This window comes from Algoriphagus aquimarinus, assembly GCF_900112005.1.
GTDB lineage: Bacteria > Bacteroidota > Bacteroidia > Cytophagales > Cyclobacteriaceae > Algoriphagus > Algoriphagus aquimarinus.
This window is the reverse complement of sequence record NZ_FOKK01000001.1, coordinates 23,477-37,530: the sequence shown is the minus strand read 5'-3', so window position 1 is coordinate 37,530 and position 14,054 is coordinate 23,477. Positions and strand designations below refer to the sequence as shown.

Annotated in this window: 13 protein-coding genes; 5 read left to right on the top strand and 8 right to left on the bottom strand. The window is 41.4% G+C overall.

What is annotated here, in order from left to right; all coding sequences use genetic code 11:
• Positions 1 to 13 precede the first annotated feature (13 nt).
• Together pgl and zwf are read right to left on the bottom strand one after the other, a co-directional pair.
• Complete coding sequence (gene pgl / locus BM291_RS00185) at positions 14 to 727, bottom strand: 6-phosphogluconolactonase (protein WP_092894156.1); 714 nt, start codon at positions 725 to 727, stop codon at positions 14 to 16.
• Positions 728 to 951: 224 nt separating this feature from the next.
• Positions 952 to 2,478 carry a glucose-6-phosphate dehydrogenase gene (zwf, locus tag BM291_RS00180; RefSeq protein ID WP_092894155.1) on the bottom strand — a complete coding sequence of 509 codons (1,527 nt, stop codon included), beginning with the start codon at positions 2,476 to 2,478 and terminating at the stop codon, positions 952 to 954.
• Between the two features lie 195 nt (positions 2,479 to 2,673).
• Here zwf and gndA point away from each other — a divergent pair, with 195 nt between their 5' ends.
• On the top strand, positions 2,674 to 4,086 hold the full coding sequence (gene gndA / locus BM291_RS00175; RefSeq protein WP_092894154.1) for an NADP-dependent phosphogluconate dehydrogenase: 1,413 nt from the start codon (positions 2,674 to 2,676) through the stop codon (positions 4,084 to 4,086).
• 276 nt (positions 4,087 to 4,362) lie between these two features.
• Here the strand turns inward: gndA and BM291_RS00170 are convergent, their stop codons facing one another.
• Together BM291_RS00170 and BM291_RS00165 are read right to left on the bottom strand one after the other, a co-directional pair.
• Entirely contained in the window at positions 4,363 to 4,953 is a 591-nt protein-coding gene (locus tag BM291_RS00170; RefSeq protein ID WP_092894153.1) for a carboxymuconolactone decarboxylase family protein, read from the bottom strand.
• A gap of 87 nt (positions 4,954 to 5,040) precedes the next feature.
• A complete protein-coding gene (locus BM291_RS00165) occupies positions 5,041 to 5,598 on the bottom strand; it encodes a peroxiredoxin (protein ID WP_092894152.1) in 558 nt (185 codons plus the stop codon).
• Positions 5,599 to 5,699: 101 nt separating this feature from the next.
• Here BM291_RS00165 and BM291_RS00160 point away from each other — a divergent pair, with 101 nt between their 5' ends.
• Positions 5,700 to 6,629: a hydrogen peroxide-inducible genes activator gene (locus BM291_RS00160; RefSeq protein ID WP_092894151.1), complete on the top strand. Its 930-nt coding sequence runs from the start codon at positions 5,700 to 5,702 to the stop codon at positions 6,627 to 6,629.
• 34 nt (positions 6,630 to 6,663) lie between these two features.
• On the opposite strand, the gene BM291_RS00155 is transcribed toward BM291_RS00160, so the two are convergent.
• Entirely contained in the window at positions 6,664 to 7,167 is a 504-nt protein-coding gene (locus tag BM291_RS00155; RefSeq protein ID WP_092894150.1) for a hypothetical protein, read from the bottom strand.
• A gap of 195 nt (positions 7,168 to 7,362) precedes the next feature.
• Here BM291_RS00155 and BM291_RS00150 point away from each other — a divergent pair, with 195 nt between their 5' ends.
• The gene (locus BM291_RS00150; RefSeq protein ID WP_092894149.1) at positions 7,363 to 8,922 is read left to right on the top strand and encodes an SDR family NAD(P)-dependent oxidoreductase; all 1,560 of its coding nucleotides are present in this window, start codon (positions 7,363 to 7,365) and stop codon (positions 8,920 to 8,922) included.
• Positions 8,923 to 9,056: 134 nt separating this feature from the next.
• On the opposite strand, the gene BM291_RS00145 is transcribed toward BM291_RS00150, so the two are convergent.
• A complete protein-coding gene (locus tag BM291_RS00145; protein ID WP_092894148.1) occupies positions 9,057 to 10,457 on the bottom strand; it encodes an alpha/beta hydrolase family protein in 1,401 nt (466 codons plus the stop codon).
• Positions 10,458 to 10,663: 206 nt separating this feature from the next.
• Between BM291_RS00145 and BM291_RS00140 the strand changes: the two genes are divergently transcribed.
• On the top strand, positions 10,664 to 12,268 hold the full coding sequence (locus BM291_RS00140) for a solute:sodium symporter family transporter (RefSeq protein WP_092894147.1): 1,605 nt from the start codon (positions 10,664 to 10,666) through the stop codon (positions 12,266 to 12,268).
• A gap of 4 nt (positions 12,269 to 12,272) precedes the next feature.
• A complete protein-coding gene (locus BM291_RS00135; protein WP_092894146.1) occupies positions 12,273 to 13,091 on the top strand; it encodes an inositol oxygenase family protein in 819 nt (272 codons plus the stop codon).
• 83 nt (positions 13,092 to 13,174) lie between these two features.
• Here BM291_RS00135 and BM291_RS00130 read toward each other — a convergent pair whose 3' ends face one another.
• Both BM291_RS00130 and BM291_RS22140 read right to left on the bottom strand, forming a co-directional pair.
• Complete coding sequence (locus BM291_RS00130) at positions 13,175 to 13,618, bottom strand: hypothetical protein (RefSeq protein WP_092894145.1); 444 nt, start codon at positions 13,616 to 13,618, stop codon at positions 13,175 to 13,177.
• A 113-nt stretch (positions 13,619 to 13,731) separates the two neighbouring features.
• Positions 13,732 to 13,881, bottom strand: coding sequence for a hypothetical protein (locus BM291_RS22140; RefSeq protein ID WP_217647275.1), 150 nt, complete (start codon positions 13,879 to 13,881; stop codon positions 13,732 to 13,734).
• Positions 13,882 to 14,054 lie beyond the last annotated feature (173 nt).

Genomic DNA, 14,054 nt, shown 5'->3' with positions numbered 1-14,054 from the left:
TTGTAAAACGTTGCTATTGGATTCCTTTTGCAGCATCCTGATCCAAAAACCAGATCAATTCTCCATGTAATGGTTGCACCAAGTGAGCAGGGTAGCTCGCAAAATCTTTTTCCTTTTTAAGGATTTCTTGGACTTTCTCAGCTTTACCGGCTCCAGTTACTAAGAAGGCCACCGCTTTAGAATTATTTACAATTTTACCAGTGATAGTCACTCTCTTTTGGCCAGAATCAGGATGTGTAGCTACGACACAGTTTTCTGGAGAATCCCAAAGTGAAATAGAGTCAGGGAAAATAGAAACCGTGTGCCCATCATCCCCCATTCCAAGCATGACTAGGTCAAACTGAGGAATATCATTCAAATTTGGCAATTTAGTTTCCAAAACTTGACCATAGCGAACGGCTTCTCCTTCTGGATCATTTTCTCCCAAAACTCGATGAATATTGGACTCAGGAATTTCAATCTTCGATAGAAGGTGATCTACTGTCATCTTGTAATTGCTTTCAGAATCGGTCGGTGCCACGCATCGCTCATCTCCCCAGTAGAAGTTGATTTTTGACCAGTCAATTTCACTTCCAAAGTGTTCAGCCAAATAATCGAAAATAATCTTAGGAGTGCTACCTCCAGAAAGTGCAATGTGGATGGTTTGATCGCTCATTGCCAAGTCTCTGAAGTATTCAGAAAACTCCTTTGCAACCTGATCTTTGGTATCGTAAATATTAAGTGTCATTGGTCTAGTAGATTTATTAAATCCCTAAATATGCATCATTTGGGATTTTATTATTATGGTTTGAATTACTATTTCGCTCCTTCAGAGCTTTGAGATAGTAAATTTATCATCTACCCAGCCCTTCAGGCTGGGCTATGTTATCTAGGGCTTTCAGCCCCTTTAATCTTAAGGTTTATTATAAACTGTGCTCTCTGTGAATTTGGTGGTTGGGGAGTTTCAAAAGATTACAGAATACAGAAGCCTGTTTCGTCAGTCAGACGATTGCCTGGGTTTCTCCAGCCAAAATGACCTTCGAACATGTCATCAGAATTTCTTGGTCCCCAAGTTCCGGCAGCATAACCATAAGTAGGTACATCCTCATTTTCCCAATACTTTAGGATTGGATCCACAAATTTCCAAGCAGCTTCCACTTCATCTGCTCTCGCATAAAGAGTTGCATCGCCTTGCATGGCATCCAACAGCAATCTTTCGTAAGCATCCATTATCTCGGCTGAGTCGAGGTCAGAGTAATAGAAATCCATATTGGCCTGCTCAACATTAAAACCTAATCCTGGCACCTTGACACCAAATTTGATTAGAATACCTTCGTCGGGCTGAATACGGATGATAAGCTTGTTGTCCTTTTTATAGACATCCTGACTTTTGAAAACCTCGTGCGCTGGGGACTTAAAGTGAATCACCACTTCAGTCACTTTAGTAGGCATATATTTGGCTGTACGTACGTAGAACGGCACATCTTTCCAGCGCCAGTTGTCAACAAAAAATTTCACAGCAGCGAAAGTTTCGGTTTTAGAATCAGGATTTACGCCCTCTTCCTCACGATATCCTTTCACCTTTTTACCATTGATGGTTGATGCCACATATTGGCCTTTCATGGTATGATTAGCAAGTTCTTCATCGCTAGTCATTATTCGAAGTGATTTCAAAGCTTTGACCTTCTCATCACGGATTTCCTCAGCGCTGGAATTGATTGGTGGCTCCATCACGATCAGTGAAACGACCTGAAGTAAGTGACTTTGGAACATATCGCGAAGCGCACCAGACTTGTCATAGTATCCGCCACGCTTTTCTACACCTACAGTTTCTGCATTAGTGATTTCCACATGATGGATGTATCGCCGATTCCAAGTCGGTTCGAATATAGAATTGGAAAAACGTGTTACAAGTAGGTTTTGAACCGTTTCTTTACCTAAATAATGATCAATTCTATAGACCTGAGGTTCCTTAAAGTACTTGTGCAAACCTTCGTTTAGCTCTTTTGCAGTAGCCAAGCTATAGCCAAAAGGTTTCTCCACAATGATGCGTTTCCAACCCTTTTCTTCCTGAGTCAATCCTGCTTCGCAAAGGTTCTTAGCGATTACTTCATATAGACTAGGAGGTGTAGAGAGATAGAAAATATAATTTTCCTCACAGCCCTTTTCTTCATTCAGCTGCTGAATTCTCTTCGACAGTCCAGTGTACTTAGTATCGTAATTGTCGCCCAAGTCCTCATAAAAAATTTTCTCAGCAAAATCAGCTATAAAGTCTTTGCCTTCTTTGCTGATTTTATCCTTCAAAAACTCGCTCTCCTGAACCACCTTTTGACGGAATTCCTCATCTGTCATCGCACTTCGGCTAGCTCCCAAAACCACAAAATTTTCGGGAAGATGCTTGCCTTTGTACAGGTTATATATTGCCGGAACCAGTTTTCTGGCAGTCAAATCACCTGACGCACCAAAAATTATTAGCATCTGGTTTTGTGTTTTTTTCATCAGTTAGGGCGTATTTTTATATTTTTTGTATCAAAACCCTTCTTTGGGCGATCACAAATTTATCAATCTTACTAGAAAGCCAACCTTCAATCCATTAATTTTGGACTTAAGAGACGCAAAAATAACCCATATTTATTTCTAACCTTGCAAGCGGTAAGGCATAGAAGCAAATTTGAAAAATAACAATTAGAAACGATGGAGTACACAAATTATGATTTTGGATTAGTTGGCCTTGGGGTAATGGGGCGAAATTTTATTTTGAATGTCGCCGACAATAATTTCAAAGCTTTTGGCTACGATCTGGATCAGGAGAAAGTTGATGCATTGAAAGAAGAAGGAGGAAATCTAGAAAAGGTGAGTGCATCCACTGATATCAAGACTTTTGTGGAAGCCTTGTCTTCTCCTCGTAAAATCATGCTCCTCGTGCCTGCCGGGAAGATTGTTGATCAAGCAATTGAAAGCCTTTTGCCACTTCTGGACAAAGGAGATATTATTATAGATGGTGGAAATTCATTTTTCACCGACACTGATAGAAGAGAAGCTTATCTTAAAGAAAAAGGAATTCACTTCTTTGGTTCTGGAGTTTCTGGTGGAGCAGAGGGCGCGAGAAAAGGCCCGAGCATCATGCCCGGTGGCGACAAAGAAGCATACGAATATGTAAAGCCAATTTTCGAAGCAGTTTCTGCAAAATATAAAGGCGAGCCGTGTGTCGCTTACCTAGGCCCAAAATCAGCTGGAAATTATGTGAAGATGGTGCACAATGGCATTGAGTACGCCATGATGCAGCTGACTTCCGAGATCTATGACTTGTTGAAAAAATCCTGTGACCTATCCAATGAAGAACTTCACCAAGTTTACGATACTTGGAACAAAGGCCGTTTGCAATCATTTTTGGTAGAAATCACTGCTGAAATTTTCACCCAAAAAGATGACTTGACATCAGGAGATTTGGTTGATATGATTCAGGACAAAGCCAAGCAAAAAGGAACTGGTAAATGGACTTCTCAGAATGCAATGGACTTGGGTATTCCTGTTCCTACCATCGATATGGCGGTAAGCATGCGTGAGATTTCTGCTTTGAAAGATGAACGAGTTCAAGCGGACGAATTGTATTCTCGACCTGAAGTGGCTGATATCGCCAAAGAAGAATTGATCGCTCAAGCTGAGCAAGCATTGTTCTTCTCATTCATCATCGCTTATTCTCAAGGTTTGCATCAGCTGATGTACGCTTCCAAGGAATACGGTTATGATCTAGATATGTCTACGATTGCTAAGATCTGGAGAGCGGGTTGTATTATCCGTGCGGGATTGTTGGCGGATATCGCAGAAGCGTATACTGCGGATAGTTCCATTCCAAACTTGTTGTTATCACCGTCCTTTGTTCCTAAGGTTCAAGGCACATTGCCAGCTGTTCGTGAGGTAGTTGCATTTGCTGCAAAAAACGGAATTCCTGTTCCGGGACTTTCCAGTGCATTGAGTTACTTCGATGCTTACACTTCTACCAAACTTCCGCTAAACCTGATCCAAGCTCAGCGTGACCACTTCGGTTCACATACCTACGAGCGTACTGATCGTGAGGGGATTTTCCATACTGAATGGGGGAAATAGTAGTAGGCAGTGGTCAGTTTTTAGTCACAGTCTCAAAAACTACTAGTATCAATAACATAAAAGCTCGCTAAGAATATTGGCGAGCTTTTGTTGTTAAACAGTTGGGTGAGTCCAGCTTCTGGAGAAGCAGGACAACAGCAACAAAATTTCTCCTTCTGCTCTCTGCGATCCCGACAGCCATTGGGACTCCGAGCACTCAGCGGTTAAAATTCCAAACAACAAAAAACCTCCCGATCGCTCAGGAGGTTTTTGCATTTATATACCGGACTATAATTCTTAATAGATCACTTTTACCATGCTGGTGATGACAGATGCCATACGGATGGATTCGAAGATTCTTTCTTCAGTAGTTCCCAATTCGATCAGGTGATTCTCGTGAGAGGCTACGCACATCTGGCAACCATTCACTGCAGAAACTGCCGTAGAGATCAATTCGAAAAACTCTTTACCCAATACCGGATTCATCATGATGTTCATACGAAGTCTAGCTGGGATTTGTGCATACTTTTCCTTTTCCACAAAGTGGCGGAATCTGTACAACACGTTATTGCTGCTTAGCAAAGAAGCACATGCAACCGCTTCACCGATCTCGGCAATAGTAGCTTCGTTTTCTTCTGCTAATTTTCTAAAAAATCTCTGAAGAGGATTGTTTGCCGCGTTAGCTGCAAGTGCCAAGCCCATCAAGGCAACTTCCTTTTGGTTTAGCTTATCTCCTTTGAGGATAGTCTTGAAATTGAGTTTCAAATCTTTCACATATCTGGAATCAGCATCGCCCAGATTTCTCAAAGATTCGTTGGTAAATTCTTCATTCAGTCCTACTACTTCCAAAAGTTCGGCTACTGACTGATTAATGTTTAATACTTCCATGGTGTTAGAGTTAGGTTTGAAACTGGATTTAAGCAAGCAAAGGAGATCCTGAGACCTCCTTTGCTTAAATTAGATTTGAGATCTGAATTAGTTCAGGTTCAAAGTTTCTTCTCCTTTTTCCCAGTTACATGGGCAAAGCTCGTCAGTCTGAAGTGCATCAAGCACTCTCAATACTTCCTCTACATTTCTTCCTACAGAAAGATCATAAGCAGATACCCAACGAACGATTCCTTGAGGATCGATGATGAAAGTAGCTCTGTAAGCGATTTTCTCAGTTGCTTCCAGGATACCAAGTTCTTCTGCAAGAGACTTAGAAGTATCCGCTAGCATAGGGAATTTAAGGTCACGAAGATCTTCGTGGTTGTTTCTCCAAGCCAAGTGAACGAATTCAGAATCAGTAGAAGCACCTACCAATACAGTATCTCTGTCTGCAAATTCACCTGCGTTTTTGTTGAATTCAGCGATCTCAGTAGGACATACAAAAGTGAAATCCTTTGGCCACCAGAACATCACCATCCATTTGCCATCGGCAGTGTGGATATCGTTGCTGATAGTCTGGAATTCTTGTCCTTTTTCTCTAGATACTACTGCGGTTTTTTCGAAAGCTGGGAATTCAGCACCCAAGCCTAATATGCGATTGCTCATATGATATATGTTTTTAGTTTTCAAAATTGTTACACAAAGTTGTCTCACATTTTCTCATAAATCAAATTAATATTTCTTATCTATTCATAACTTTAGGTTATATGACAATAGCCCAACTTGAGTATATCGTAGCTTTAGATAATTTCAGACATTTTGTAACAGCGGCAGAAAGCTGTAATGTCTCTCAGCCAAATCTCACTACGCAGGTGAAAAAGTTGGAGGAAGAGATTGGTGTCAAAATTTTCGATCGTGATACAAAACCACTTCAGCCGACAGTTGCAGGTAATTTGATCCTCCTAAAGGCTAGAAAAATTTTGAAGGAAATTTCAGAATTAAGGGAGTTTGTGCTCACTGAAAAGGAATCTTTAGAAGGGGAATTTACCCTTGGCGTGATACCTACTATTTCTCCCTATTTACTGCCGCTATTTTTACCTGAGTTTGTGAAGTCAAATCCACAAACCAAATTGGTTATACGGGAAATGCAGACCGCTGAAATCATCCTGGAATTACAGCGTGGAACCTTGGATGTCGGTTTGCTGGCAACTCCTTTGGAGGAAAAAACTATCCGAGAGATACCTCTTTTCTACGAGCCGTTTCTCTTGTATCTTCCTGATGATCATCCTTTCCTAAAGAGAAACCACATCATTCCTGCGATGCTGGATCCAAATCAAATCTTGGTATTGGATGAAGGCCATTGTTTTCGAGATCAGATTCTTTCAATTTGTAACAGCAAAGCTTCCAAAAACAACTTTGGATTTGAATTTCAAAGTGGCTCCATCGAGTCTCTCATGCGATTGGTAGATAAGGGTGTGGGCTATACACTCGTGCCCGAAATGGCAGTGTTGGATAAAAAAGAATCTGGCTTGATAAGAAGGTTTGATGCACCTGAACCAGTGAGGGAAATAAGTCTGGTGGTTGCCAAAAACTTCACTAAAAACGTATTGATTCATGCGATCCGCAAATCTATTCTGCTTTCAATACCAGAGCGATTTCAGAAAGAAGATCAGTATAAAATGATTAATTGGAAGTAGGGTATAAAATGAAGCTTTATAACTTTTCTTCAGCTCAACCGACTTTCAGTCGAAGTTCACCATGTCTTTTCACAACCTTCAACTCAAAGTGTTGATTGATGAAAGCCTTGCAGTGATTTTCTGCCCATTCGGCACGTGACTCGGTATCAAAAAGTAATGTCATTCTCAGCATGGTTTTTACATACTGCTCGTAAATACCTAATTCGCTGACATAGGCAATAAATGCTGCAGACCAATCCTCTTGGAATTTTTCTAAATGTGTTCTTCCATCAAAAAGCATCTCTAGCTGATTGTCACCATGCTTGTAGCGATAGATACCGCTAAGTTGGCGATAGATAAGGCGAGCACGTTCGCGGGGAAACTCAAAGGTATCAAGAATCTGAGCGTAGGTAGTATCCATGAGTTGAAGCGGATTATACAGAGAAGTATAGGATCGTTTCAATTCAAAAATCATTCGATCAATTAGCTCCTCTTCCAGCACAGACTGCGCCTGACGGAGGATATAATTTTTGTCTAATGGAAAGAGTTTTTGGATCATTGCTGCGCAAAAGTAATAAATTATCTTTTTAGGATGGGTTTAAATAGCATTTTATATGTTAAATGTTGATCCTGAAAATTCACGCTATTCAGTGAAAGTCACCATGTTCAGCAGTTTTCTCAAGCTCAATCGCAGGCCAAACCTGTAATCCCATTTTTTAAATCTTTACTTTTGCGCCCTTGTAAGAACACTACCATGGAAAAGGAAACAGAATCTGTAAACCCAGTGAAAATCACCCCCGAACAAATTGCACAATGCATCGCCGTTTTGGAGGGGTTGAACGCAGATACAGATCAGATTTTCGCTATTCCGACCGAGAATAGACTTGCATTGCTCATGGCTGCGGGGCAATTTTCCCGACCAAGCAAAGAGGAGCTTGCTGAGCGAAAAAAGGGTGCGAAAAAGATCCATCGAAAGAAAATTGCTGATAAAGACAAAACAGCTCGAAAGACAACAGGCATTCGTTCTGCGCGTGAAGCCTCGATTTTCATAGCTCCAAGCATGCTGGCTTTGACAGGTAAGGAGGCCGACGAGGCCATCCTGCTTGAAACACCTCGTGAATGCTACGTCTGTAAGAATTCTTTTGACAGACTTCATCATTTCTACGATACCATGTGTACGAGTTGTGGTGATTTCAATTACGCTAAGCGTTTCCAGACCGCCGATCTGCAAGGTCAAGTGGCTTTGGTGACAGGCTCTAGGTTGAAAATCGGTTACCATATCACCTTAATGATGCTACGTGCAGGAGCGACGGTGATTGCCACCACCAGATTCCCTATAGATTCTGCATTGCGCTATGCCAAAGAGCCTGATTTCAAAGAATGGGGAGGTCGTCTTCATATTCATGGTTTGGATTTGAGACATATTCCAAGTGTTGAGATTTTTTGCAATTACATCGAGCAGCAATACGATCGCCTAGATGTGCTGATCAACAATGCTGCGCAGACAGTGCGCAGACCAAGTGGTTTTTATCAGCACTTGATGGAAAATGAATCCTTGGCTTGGACAGATCTTGCTCCAGCTACGCAAAAATTGCTTTCAGACCATCATGCTTGCTTGCAAGAAATACGAATTCTCAGTCAGGAATTTGCCGAAGGCGAAAACAAAAACCTACCAGTATCCTGGCATGGAAAACAGCTTGGAATTGGTCTTACTTCTTCTGCTCAACTGACACAAATTCCCTATAGCATAGATGATTCTTTGAGTTCGGAGGAGATTTTTCCTATCGGCAAACTCGATGCAGATCTGCAGCAAGTGGACCTAAGAAAGACAAATAGCTGGAGACTGAAGCTTGGTGAAATCCATACCAATGAAATGCTGGAAGTGCAGTTGGTGAATTCTGTTGCACCTTTTGTGCTGTGTAACCGTCTTGTGAATATCATGAAGAAGGATAATACAGGCAAAAAACATATCATCAATGTGTCTGCCATGGAAGGTAAATTCCATCAGTTTCACAAAGAAGCCCGCCATCCACATACCAATATGGCTAAGGCAGCGCTGAACATGATGACACTTACTTCGGCTGCGGAATTGCCAAAATTCGGGATTTACACCAATGCTGTGGACACAGGCTGGGTGACGGATGAGGATCCTGCTGAACTGGCTAAGCGCAAGCAGGATCTGCATGACTTCCAACCTCCACTGGATATCGTCGATGGGGCAGCACGGGTAATGGATCCGCTATTTGATGGGATCAATACAGGCAAGCATTGGAACGGGAAGTTTCTGAAGGATTATAAGCCGACGAGCTGGTAGAGTATCTCCCGCCACGGCACATGATTTTTGTAAGTGGTGAGTAGTAAGTAGTTTCCATCCAGTTTATTTAGGTGTAGTACAACTTACAACTCACAATTTTTACCATTACAACGTATTTCATCAAAGGACTCCATTTACTTCACCCGTTCTTTAATCCAATTTAAAACTACCTCCATAGCCACAGGAGAAAAAGTCTGCTCAATCGTCCCATATTCACTTGGTGCGCCGGTTTGAGCTTCTTGAAATAAGTGATTCAAACCTTGCAATTCCACTGTGGTTATGTCTTTATTTCCGCCTTTTTCCAATGCGGCTTTTATTGCTCCTAGATTTTCCTTTGGTGGCACTTGCAGATCCTTTTCTCCATTGATTGCCAATACTGGAGAAGTGACTTTTTCCAATGCTGGAACCGGATCATATTTGATAAAATACTCCATCCATGGACTCGTCAACTGATCTATTTGGGCTTTTACAAATTCTTCCTCACTCATTCCACCAGGGATATTTTCTGCAGGTATTTGGCGGAAAACCTGAGTCATATATGCCGACATTTCGGTTTTTAAGTCTTCTGAACTTTGGTCTTTGACCATGATCTCAAATGCCTTTCTGCTGATCATGTCGTTTTCTGCCAGTTGATTTGGGCTCATTCCAGAAGCTTTCCCAATCAGAGCTTGCTGCGCCAAAAGCAATTGGTCACCCCGAATTCCTGTGCCAGCAAGAAGTACAAGGAAGTCAACATCTTCACTTTGATTTGCCACCATAGGAGCAATCAGCCCGCCTTCACTATGACCAATCAATCCTATATGACTGTGATCTATTTCAGTTCTTGTTTTCAGATATTTTACTGCAGCAGCTACATCAGTAGCAAAGTCTGCGCTTGTTGCCGTACTGAAATCACCTTGGGATGCTGCAGTTCCGCGGTCATCAAAGCGTAGTACTGCAATTCCATTTTTGGTCAAATAATCTGACAATACCAGAAATGGCTTATGCCCCATTAATTCTTCGTCACGGTTTTGAGGACCAGATCCAGAGATCAAGACTACCGCAGGAAAATTGCCGGATGTCTGAGGTAAGGTAAGTGTCCCGGCAAGTGTTATTCCAGCTTGCTCATTGTCAAAAGTTACATTTTCAGCCTCATAAGGATAAGGCTTTACCGGTTCCTGAGGTCTTTTCGATTCTTGTTTTTTAATTTCTTCACGAGAAAGATTCATTGGAAAAGACTGCCCAGCTTGGGTGAAAACACCGATAATCACTTGGTCATCGCCGAGACTTCCTTCGTATTTAATATTCGCGTTGGAGATGGCGATCTTCAAAGTGCCATTCTCAAAACTGGTGGAGGAGACAGGAATTCCGAATGCTCCTTGATCAGGACTATCCATGGTAGAACTGAAGCCACTTGCTGTTTTCGAAATATTAAAGACTAGTCTTAATTGCACGCCCTGCACTTTCAAGACACCGTTCCATTGGCCGGTGATCTCTTGAGCAAAACTGGAAAACGAGAATACAACACTGAGTAGTACTAAGAAAAAAGCCTTCATAGTTAAAATTGGTTAGCTGGTAGCAATAGAAATTCTCTAATAGGAATTCAGAATGGAAATTAAGGAAAAATCTGTAGTCTATAGTTTACCATATGAATCACTCAGAGAAGAATGCTGCTGTAAGCTTAATCTTTTATTGCCACAGCAATTCTAATTTCCTATTTTTCCAGAATACAATTTTGATAAACCCTCTCAATCCAAAATAATTGCTTACACTTTTCAGTTTCTTAGCTTTCACAGGCTTTGTAGCGATCTACTCTACGTGGATGCTTCGCAAACAAAACCTTCAAACCCAAGACGGATATTTCCTAGGGGGCCGCAGCTTGACAGGCGTGGTCATCGCTGGTTCCATGTTGTTAACCAATATTTCCACGGAGCACCTCGTGGGAATGAACGGTTCAGCTTATAAAAACGGTGCGATTATAATTGCTTGGGAGGTTACCTCAGCCATCGCGCTGGTGATCGGCGCATTGTATTTTATTCCCAAATACCTGAGAATGGGGCTCACTACCATTCCTGAGTTTTTGGAGAAAAGGTTTGATAAAATGACCCAGGCGCTGATTTCCCTGTTACTTATTATCTCATTTGTGGTGACGCTTTTACCTATCGTACTCTACACGGGAGCGATTAATATTGAATCAATTTTCGGGATTTCAGAAACGCTGGGGATTACCCAGTCCGAAGGGATTTGGCTCACAGTCGTCGTGGTGGGAGTAATAGGAGCTGTTTACGCGATTTTTGGAGGATTGAAAATGGTTGCTTACACGGATACTATTAATGGTTTTGGATTGCTGATTGCGGGATTGTTGGTTCCCATTTTTGCACTTTGGGATATCGGAGATGGAAATGTGATCGATGGCCTAGTAAAGGTTTTTAACAACGCGCCGGAGAAATTCAATGTGATCAGTAAGGAACCTTCGATTGGTCTAGGATCGAGAGATTCTATTTTGCCTTTTGAGGTGCTCTTCACAGGATTGATCATCAACCAACTTTACTTCTGGACAATGCACCAATCCATCGTTCAGCGAGCACTTGGAGCGGTGAGTTTAAAAGAAGCACAAAAGGGCTTATTGTTTACGGGGGTTTTGAAAATCCTGATTCCTCTGGTGATAGTCCTTCCAGGAATTATCGGTTTTTACTATTTCGGTGATACGCTTTTCGATTCTCAGGACAGTGTGTATCCGGAGTTAGTAAAGCGAGTACTGCCCTCTTGGATGACTGGCTTCTTTGTAGCTGTCATTATGGGAGCGATTTTGAGTACGTTCAATAGTGCTCTGAATAGCGCTGCAACGATTTTCAGTCTGGATATTTTCAAAGTTTATATTAAGAAAGCAGCCAAAGAAGGCCAACTCGTTCGAGTAGGAAAGTGGGTTTCAGCAATTTTGGCTGTAGTTTCTATACTGGTAGCGCCCTATGTGGCAAATGCACCTGCAGGACTTTACCAACTTTTGCAGCAGCTGAACGGGATCTTCTTTATTCCGATGGCAACGGTGATTATTGCGGGATTCTTTTTCCCTAAGGTATCCGCAGCAGGAGCCAAAGCTGGATTGATTTTCGGATTGGGATTCTATATTCTTATGGATTTGGTGCTCAAAGTCAACATCCATTTTGTTCACATTTGGGGCATTGAATTTATCCTCAATCTGATCGTGATGCATCTGGTGTCAGCAAAATACCCAGTCGCAATTCCATTTGTAATGGCAGATTCAGGTAAGTTAAGTATAGTCCCTTGGAAATATGCCAAAACTCTGGGTTGGGTTTTGATTGCAATCACAGTAATTATTTATGTAATTTTAGGCACAATCGCTTAATACTATGGAGACTACAGAAAAGGAATTCAGAAATTATAATCACGTCGACATAAAGGCGGCCGTGAAAGAGCATTACAGAAAAATGCGCATGTATCAAACCTACGATTACGTGCATCAAATGAAATCTAAGTACCTCACATTTGACAAACCAATGAGTCTTTGGGATGCGATGGAAAAGCTCAACGCACTGATAGATGTGAGTGATCCGGATCTTGATTTGCCAAATGTGCAACACTTGATTCAATCAGCCGAAGCTTTACGTGCTGACAATCGCCCTGACTGGATGCAATTGGTTGGTTTGATTCACGACCTCGGTAAGGTGATGTATTTATTCGGGTCTGATGAAGACGGAACTAGCCAAGCTGAGCAGTGGGGACTGGTTGGGGATGTATTTGTTGTCGGAGCAAAATTGCCTGACACCTGTGTTTATTCCGAGTTCAATGAGCTGAATCCCGACATGAAAGATCCTCGGTATAATACAGAGTTGGGCGTTTATGAAAAAGGCTGTGGGCTAGACAATTTACAGTTAGCCTGGGGTCATGATGAGTATTTTTACCAAGTCTTGAAAAATCATTCTGAAAATACGATTCCTGAAGCTGGAATGGTGATGGTACGCTATCACTCTTTTTATCCTTGGCACAATGGTGGAAGTTATTCGCAGTTTGAAGCTCCACAAGATGCACAATACAAGGAATGGATTCTGGATTTTAATCGATATGATCTGTATACCAAGTCGCCAAAAATCTACGACCTGGATGATGTAAAGGATTACTATTTGCCAATTGCTGAGAAGTACTTGGGAAAAGGACCGATTAATTGGTAAGTTGAAACGACATACATTAAAAAAGGCAGATGCAGTAAGTAAGCATCTGCCTTTATCATACCAGTCATTTTTTAATAGAAAGTCTACAAGTGAAATTGCCCTAAAAACTCAGTACTACTTCCGATATTGATTTCATTGAGTCCACCTGAATTTTTTTCCGACACCCCAAAAAATAGATTAAATACACAAGTGTCCTTAAAAACAACTTCGGCAGTTCCACTTTGCTTGGGGTTGCTGATCGTCACACATTTACCGTCAATCTTTGCGTAAAGTGTGTTGTCCGCGTAGACCTCAAATTCTCCCACAGTACCATTAGGAAAAGGGCTATTGGCAGTTGCGTATTGCATGGTTAATGTATACTTCCCTACCACCGAAGATGCTACCATACCTGCTGTTTCGCCGCTTGCTATGGTTCCAGTGCATACAGTTCCACAATCGCCAACTTTTGGATCATCGTCATCTTTTGAACAAGAGGTATTGATTGCAACAAATAGGATTAAGATTAAAAATAGTCTAGAATTTTTCATATAAATAAGTTGATTTTGAATACTCAAAAATCAACTAAAATTCCTCTTCTGGGAATACGGCAAAAGCACTAGATAGCAAAGCTGTTGGCTAGTTTGATAGCACTAGAAGGCACCTATTTTTTTGATCCTTTCTTCACCGCCTCCACCTGAAGTTTGATCAAATCAAGCTGCTCTTGTGTTTTTTGTTTGATTTGGGAGAGTTCTCCTACTTGATTACTTAAGCTTAGAGAACGTTTGATTTCGGTTTGTACTAAGCCTTCCATATCCTTCAGGCGTTTACTTTGGAGTTTATCCTGATGAATATATTCTCGAAATAGCAAGTAATGCAGCAGTGCAATACTGCCTAAAACTAATAGGACTAAAATGCCAAGTAGATGATTTTCAAAAATGGATAAGACCATTGAAAGTTAAAAAGGAGAAGCTTACCAAAACTAGG

What these genes read in the sequence shown, in the direction of transcription:
- BM291_RS00145 (WP_092894148.1), bottom strand. Translation starts at nt 10,457, where the DNA reads ATGAAGGCTTTTTTCTTAGTACTACTCAGTGTTGTATTCTCGTTTTCC.
- BM291_RS00170 (WP_092894153.1), bottom strand. Translation starts at nt 4,953, where the DNA reads ATGGAAGTATTAAACATTAATCAGTCAGTAGCCGAACTTTTGGAAGTA.
- pgl (WP_092894156.1), bottom strand. Translation starts at nt 727, where the DNA reads ATGACACTTAATATTTACGATACCAAAGATCAGGTTGCAAAGGAGTTT.
- BM291_RS00160 (WP_092894151.1), top strand. Translation starts at nt 5,700, where the DNA reads ATGACAATAGCCCAACTTGAGTATATCGTAGCTTTAGATAATTTCAGA.
- BM291_RS00150 (WP_092894149.1), top strand. Translation starts at nt 7,363, where the DNA reads ATGGAAAAGGAAACAGAATCTGTAAACCCAGTGAAAATCACCCCCGAA.
- zwf (WP_092894155.1), bottom strand. Translation starts at nt 2,478, where the DNA reads ATGAAAAAAACACAAAACCAGATGCTAATAATTTTTGGTGCGTCAGGT.
- BM291_RS00135 (WP_092894146.1), top strand. Translation starts at nt 12,273, where the DNA reads ATGGAGACTACAGAAAAGGAATTCAGAAATTATAATCACGTCGACATA.
- BM291_RS00130 (WP_092894145.1), bottom strand. Translation starts at nt 13,618, where the DNA reads ATGAAAAATTCTAGACTATTTTTAATCTTAATCCTATTTGTTGCAATC.
- BM291_RS00155 (WP_092894150.1), bottom strand. Translation starts at nt 7,167, where the DNA reads ATGATCCAAAAACTCTTTCCATTAGACAAAAATTATATCCTCCGTCAG.
- BM291_RS00165 (WP_092894152.1), bottom strand. Translation starts at nt 5,598, where the DNA reads ATGAGCAATCGCATATTAGGCTTGGGTGCTGAATTCCCAGCTTTCGAA.
- BM291_RS22140 (WP_217647275.1), bottom strand. Translation starts at nt 13,881, where the DNA reads ATGGAAGGCTTAGTACAAACCGAAATCAAACGTTCTCTAAGCTTAAGT.
- gndA (WP_092894154.1), top strand. Translation starts at nt 2,674, where the DNA reads ATGGAGTACACAAATTATGATTTTGGATTAGTTGGCCTTGGGGTAATG.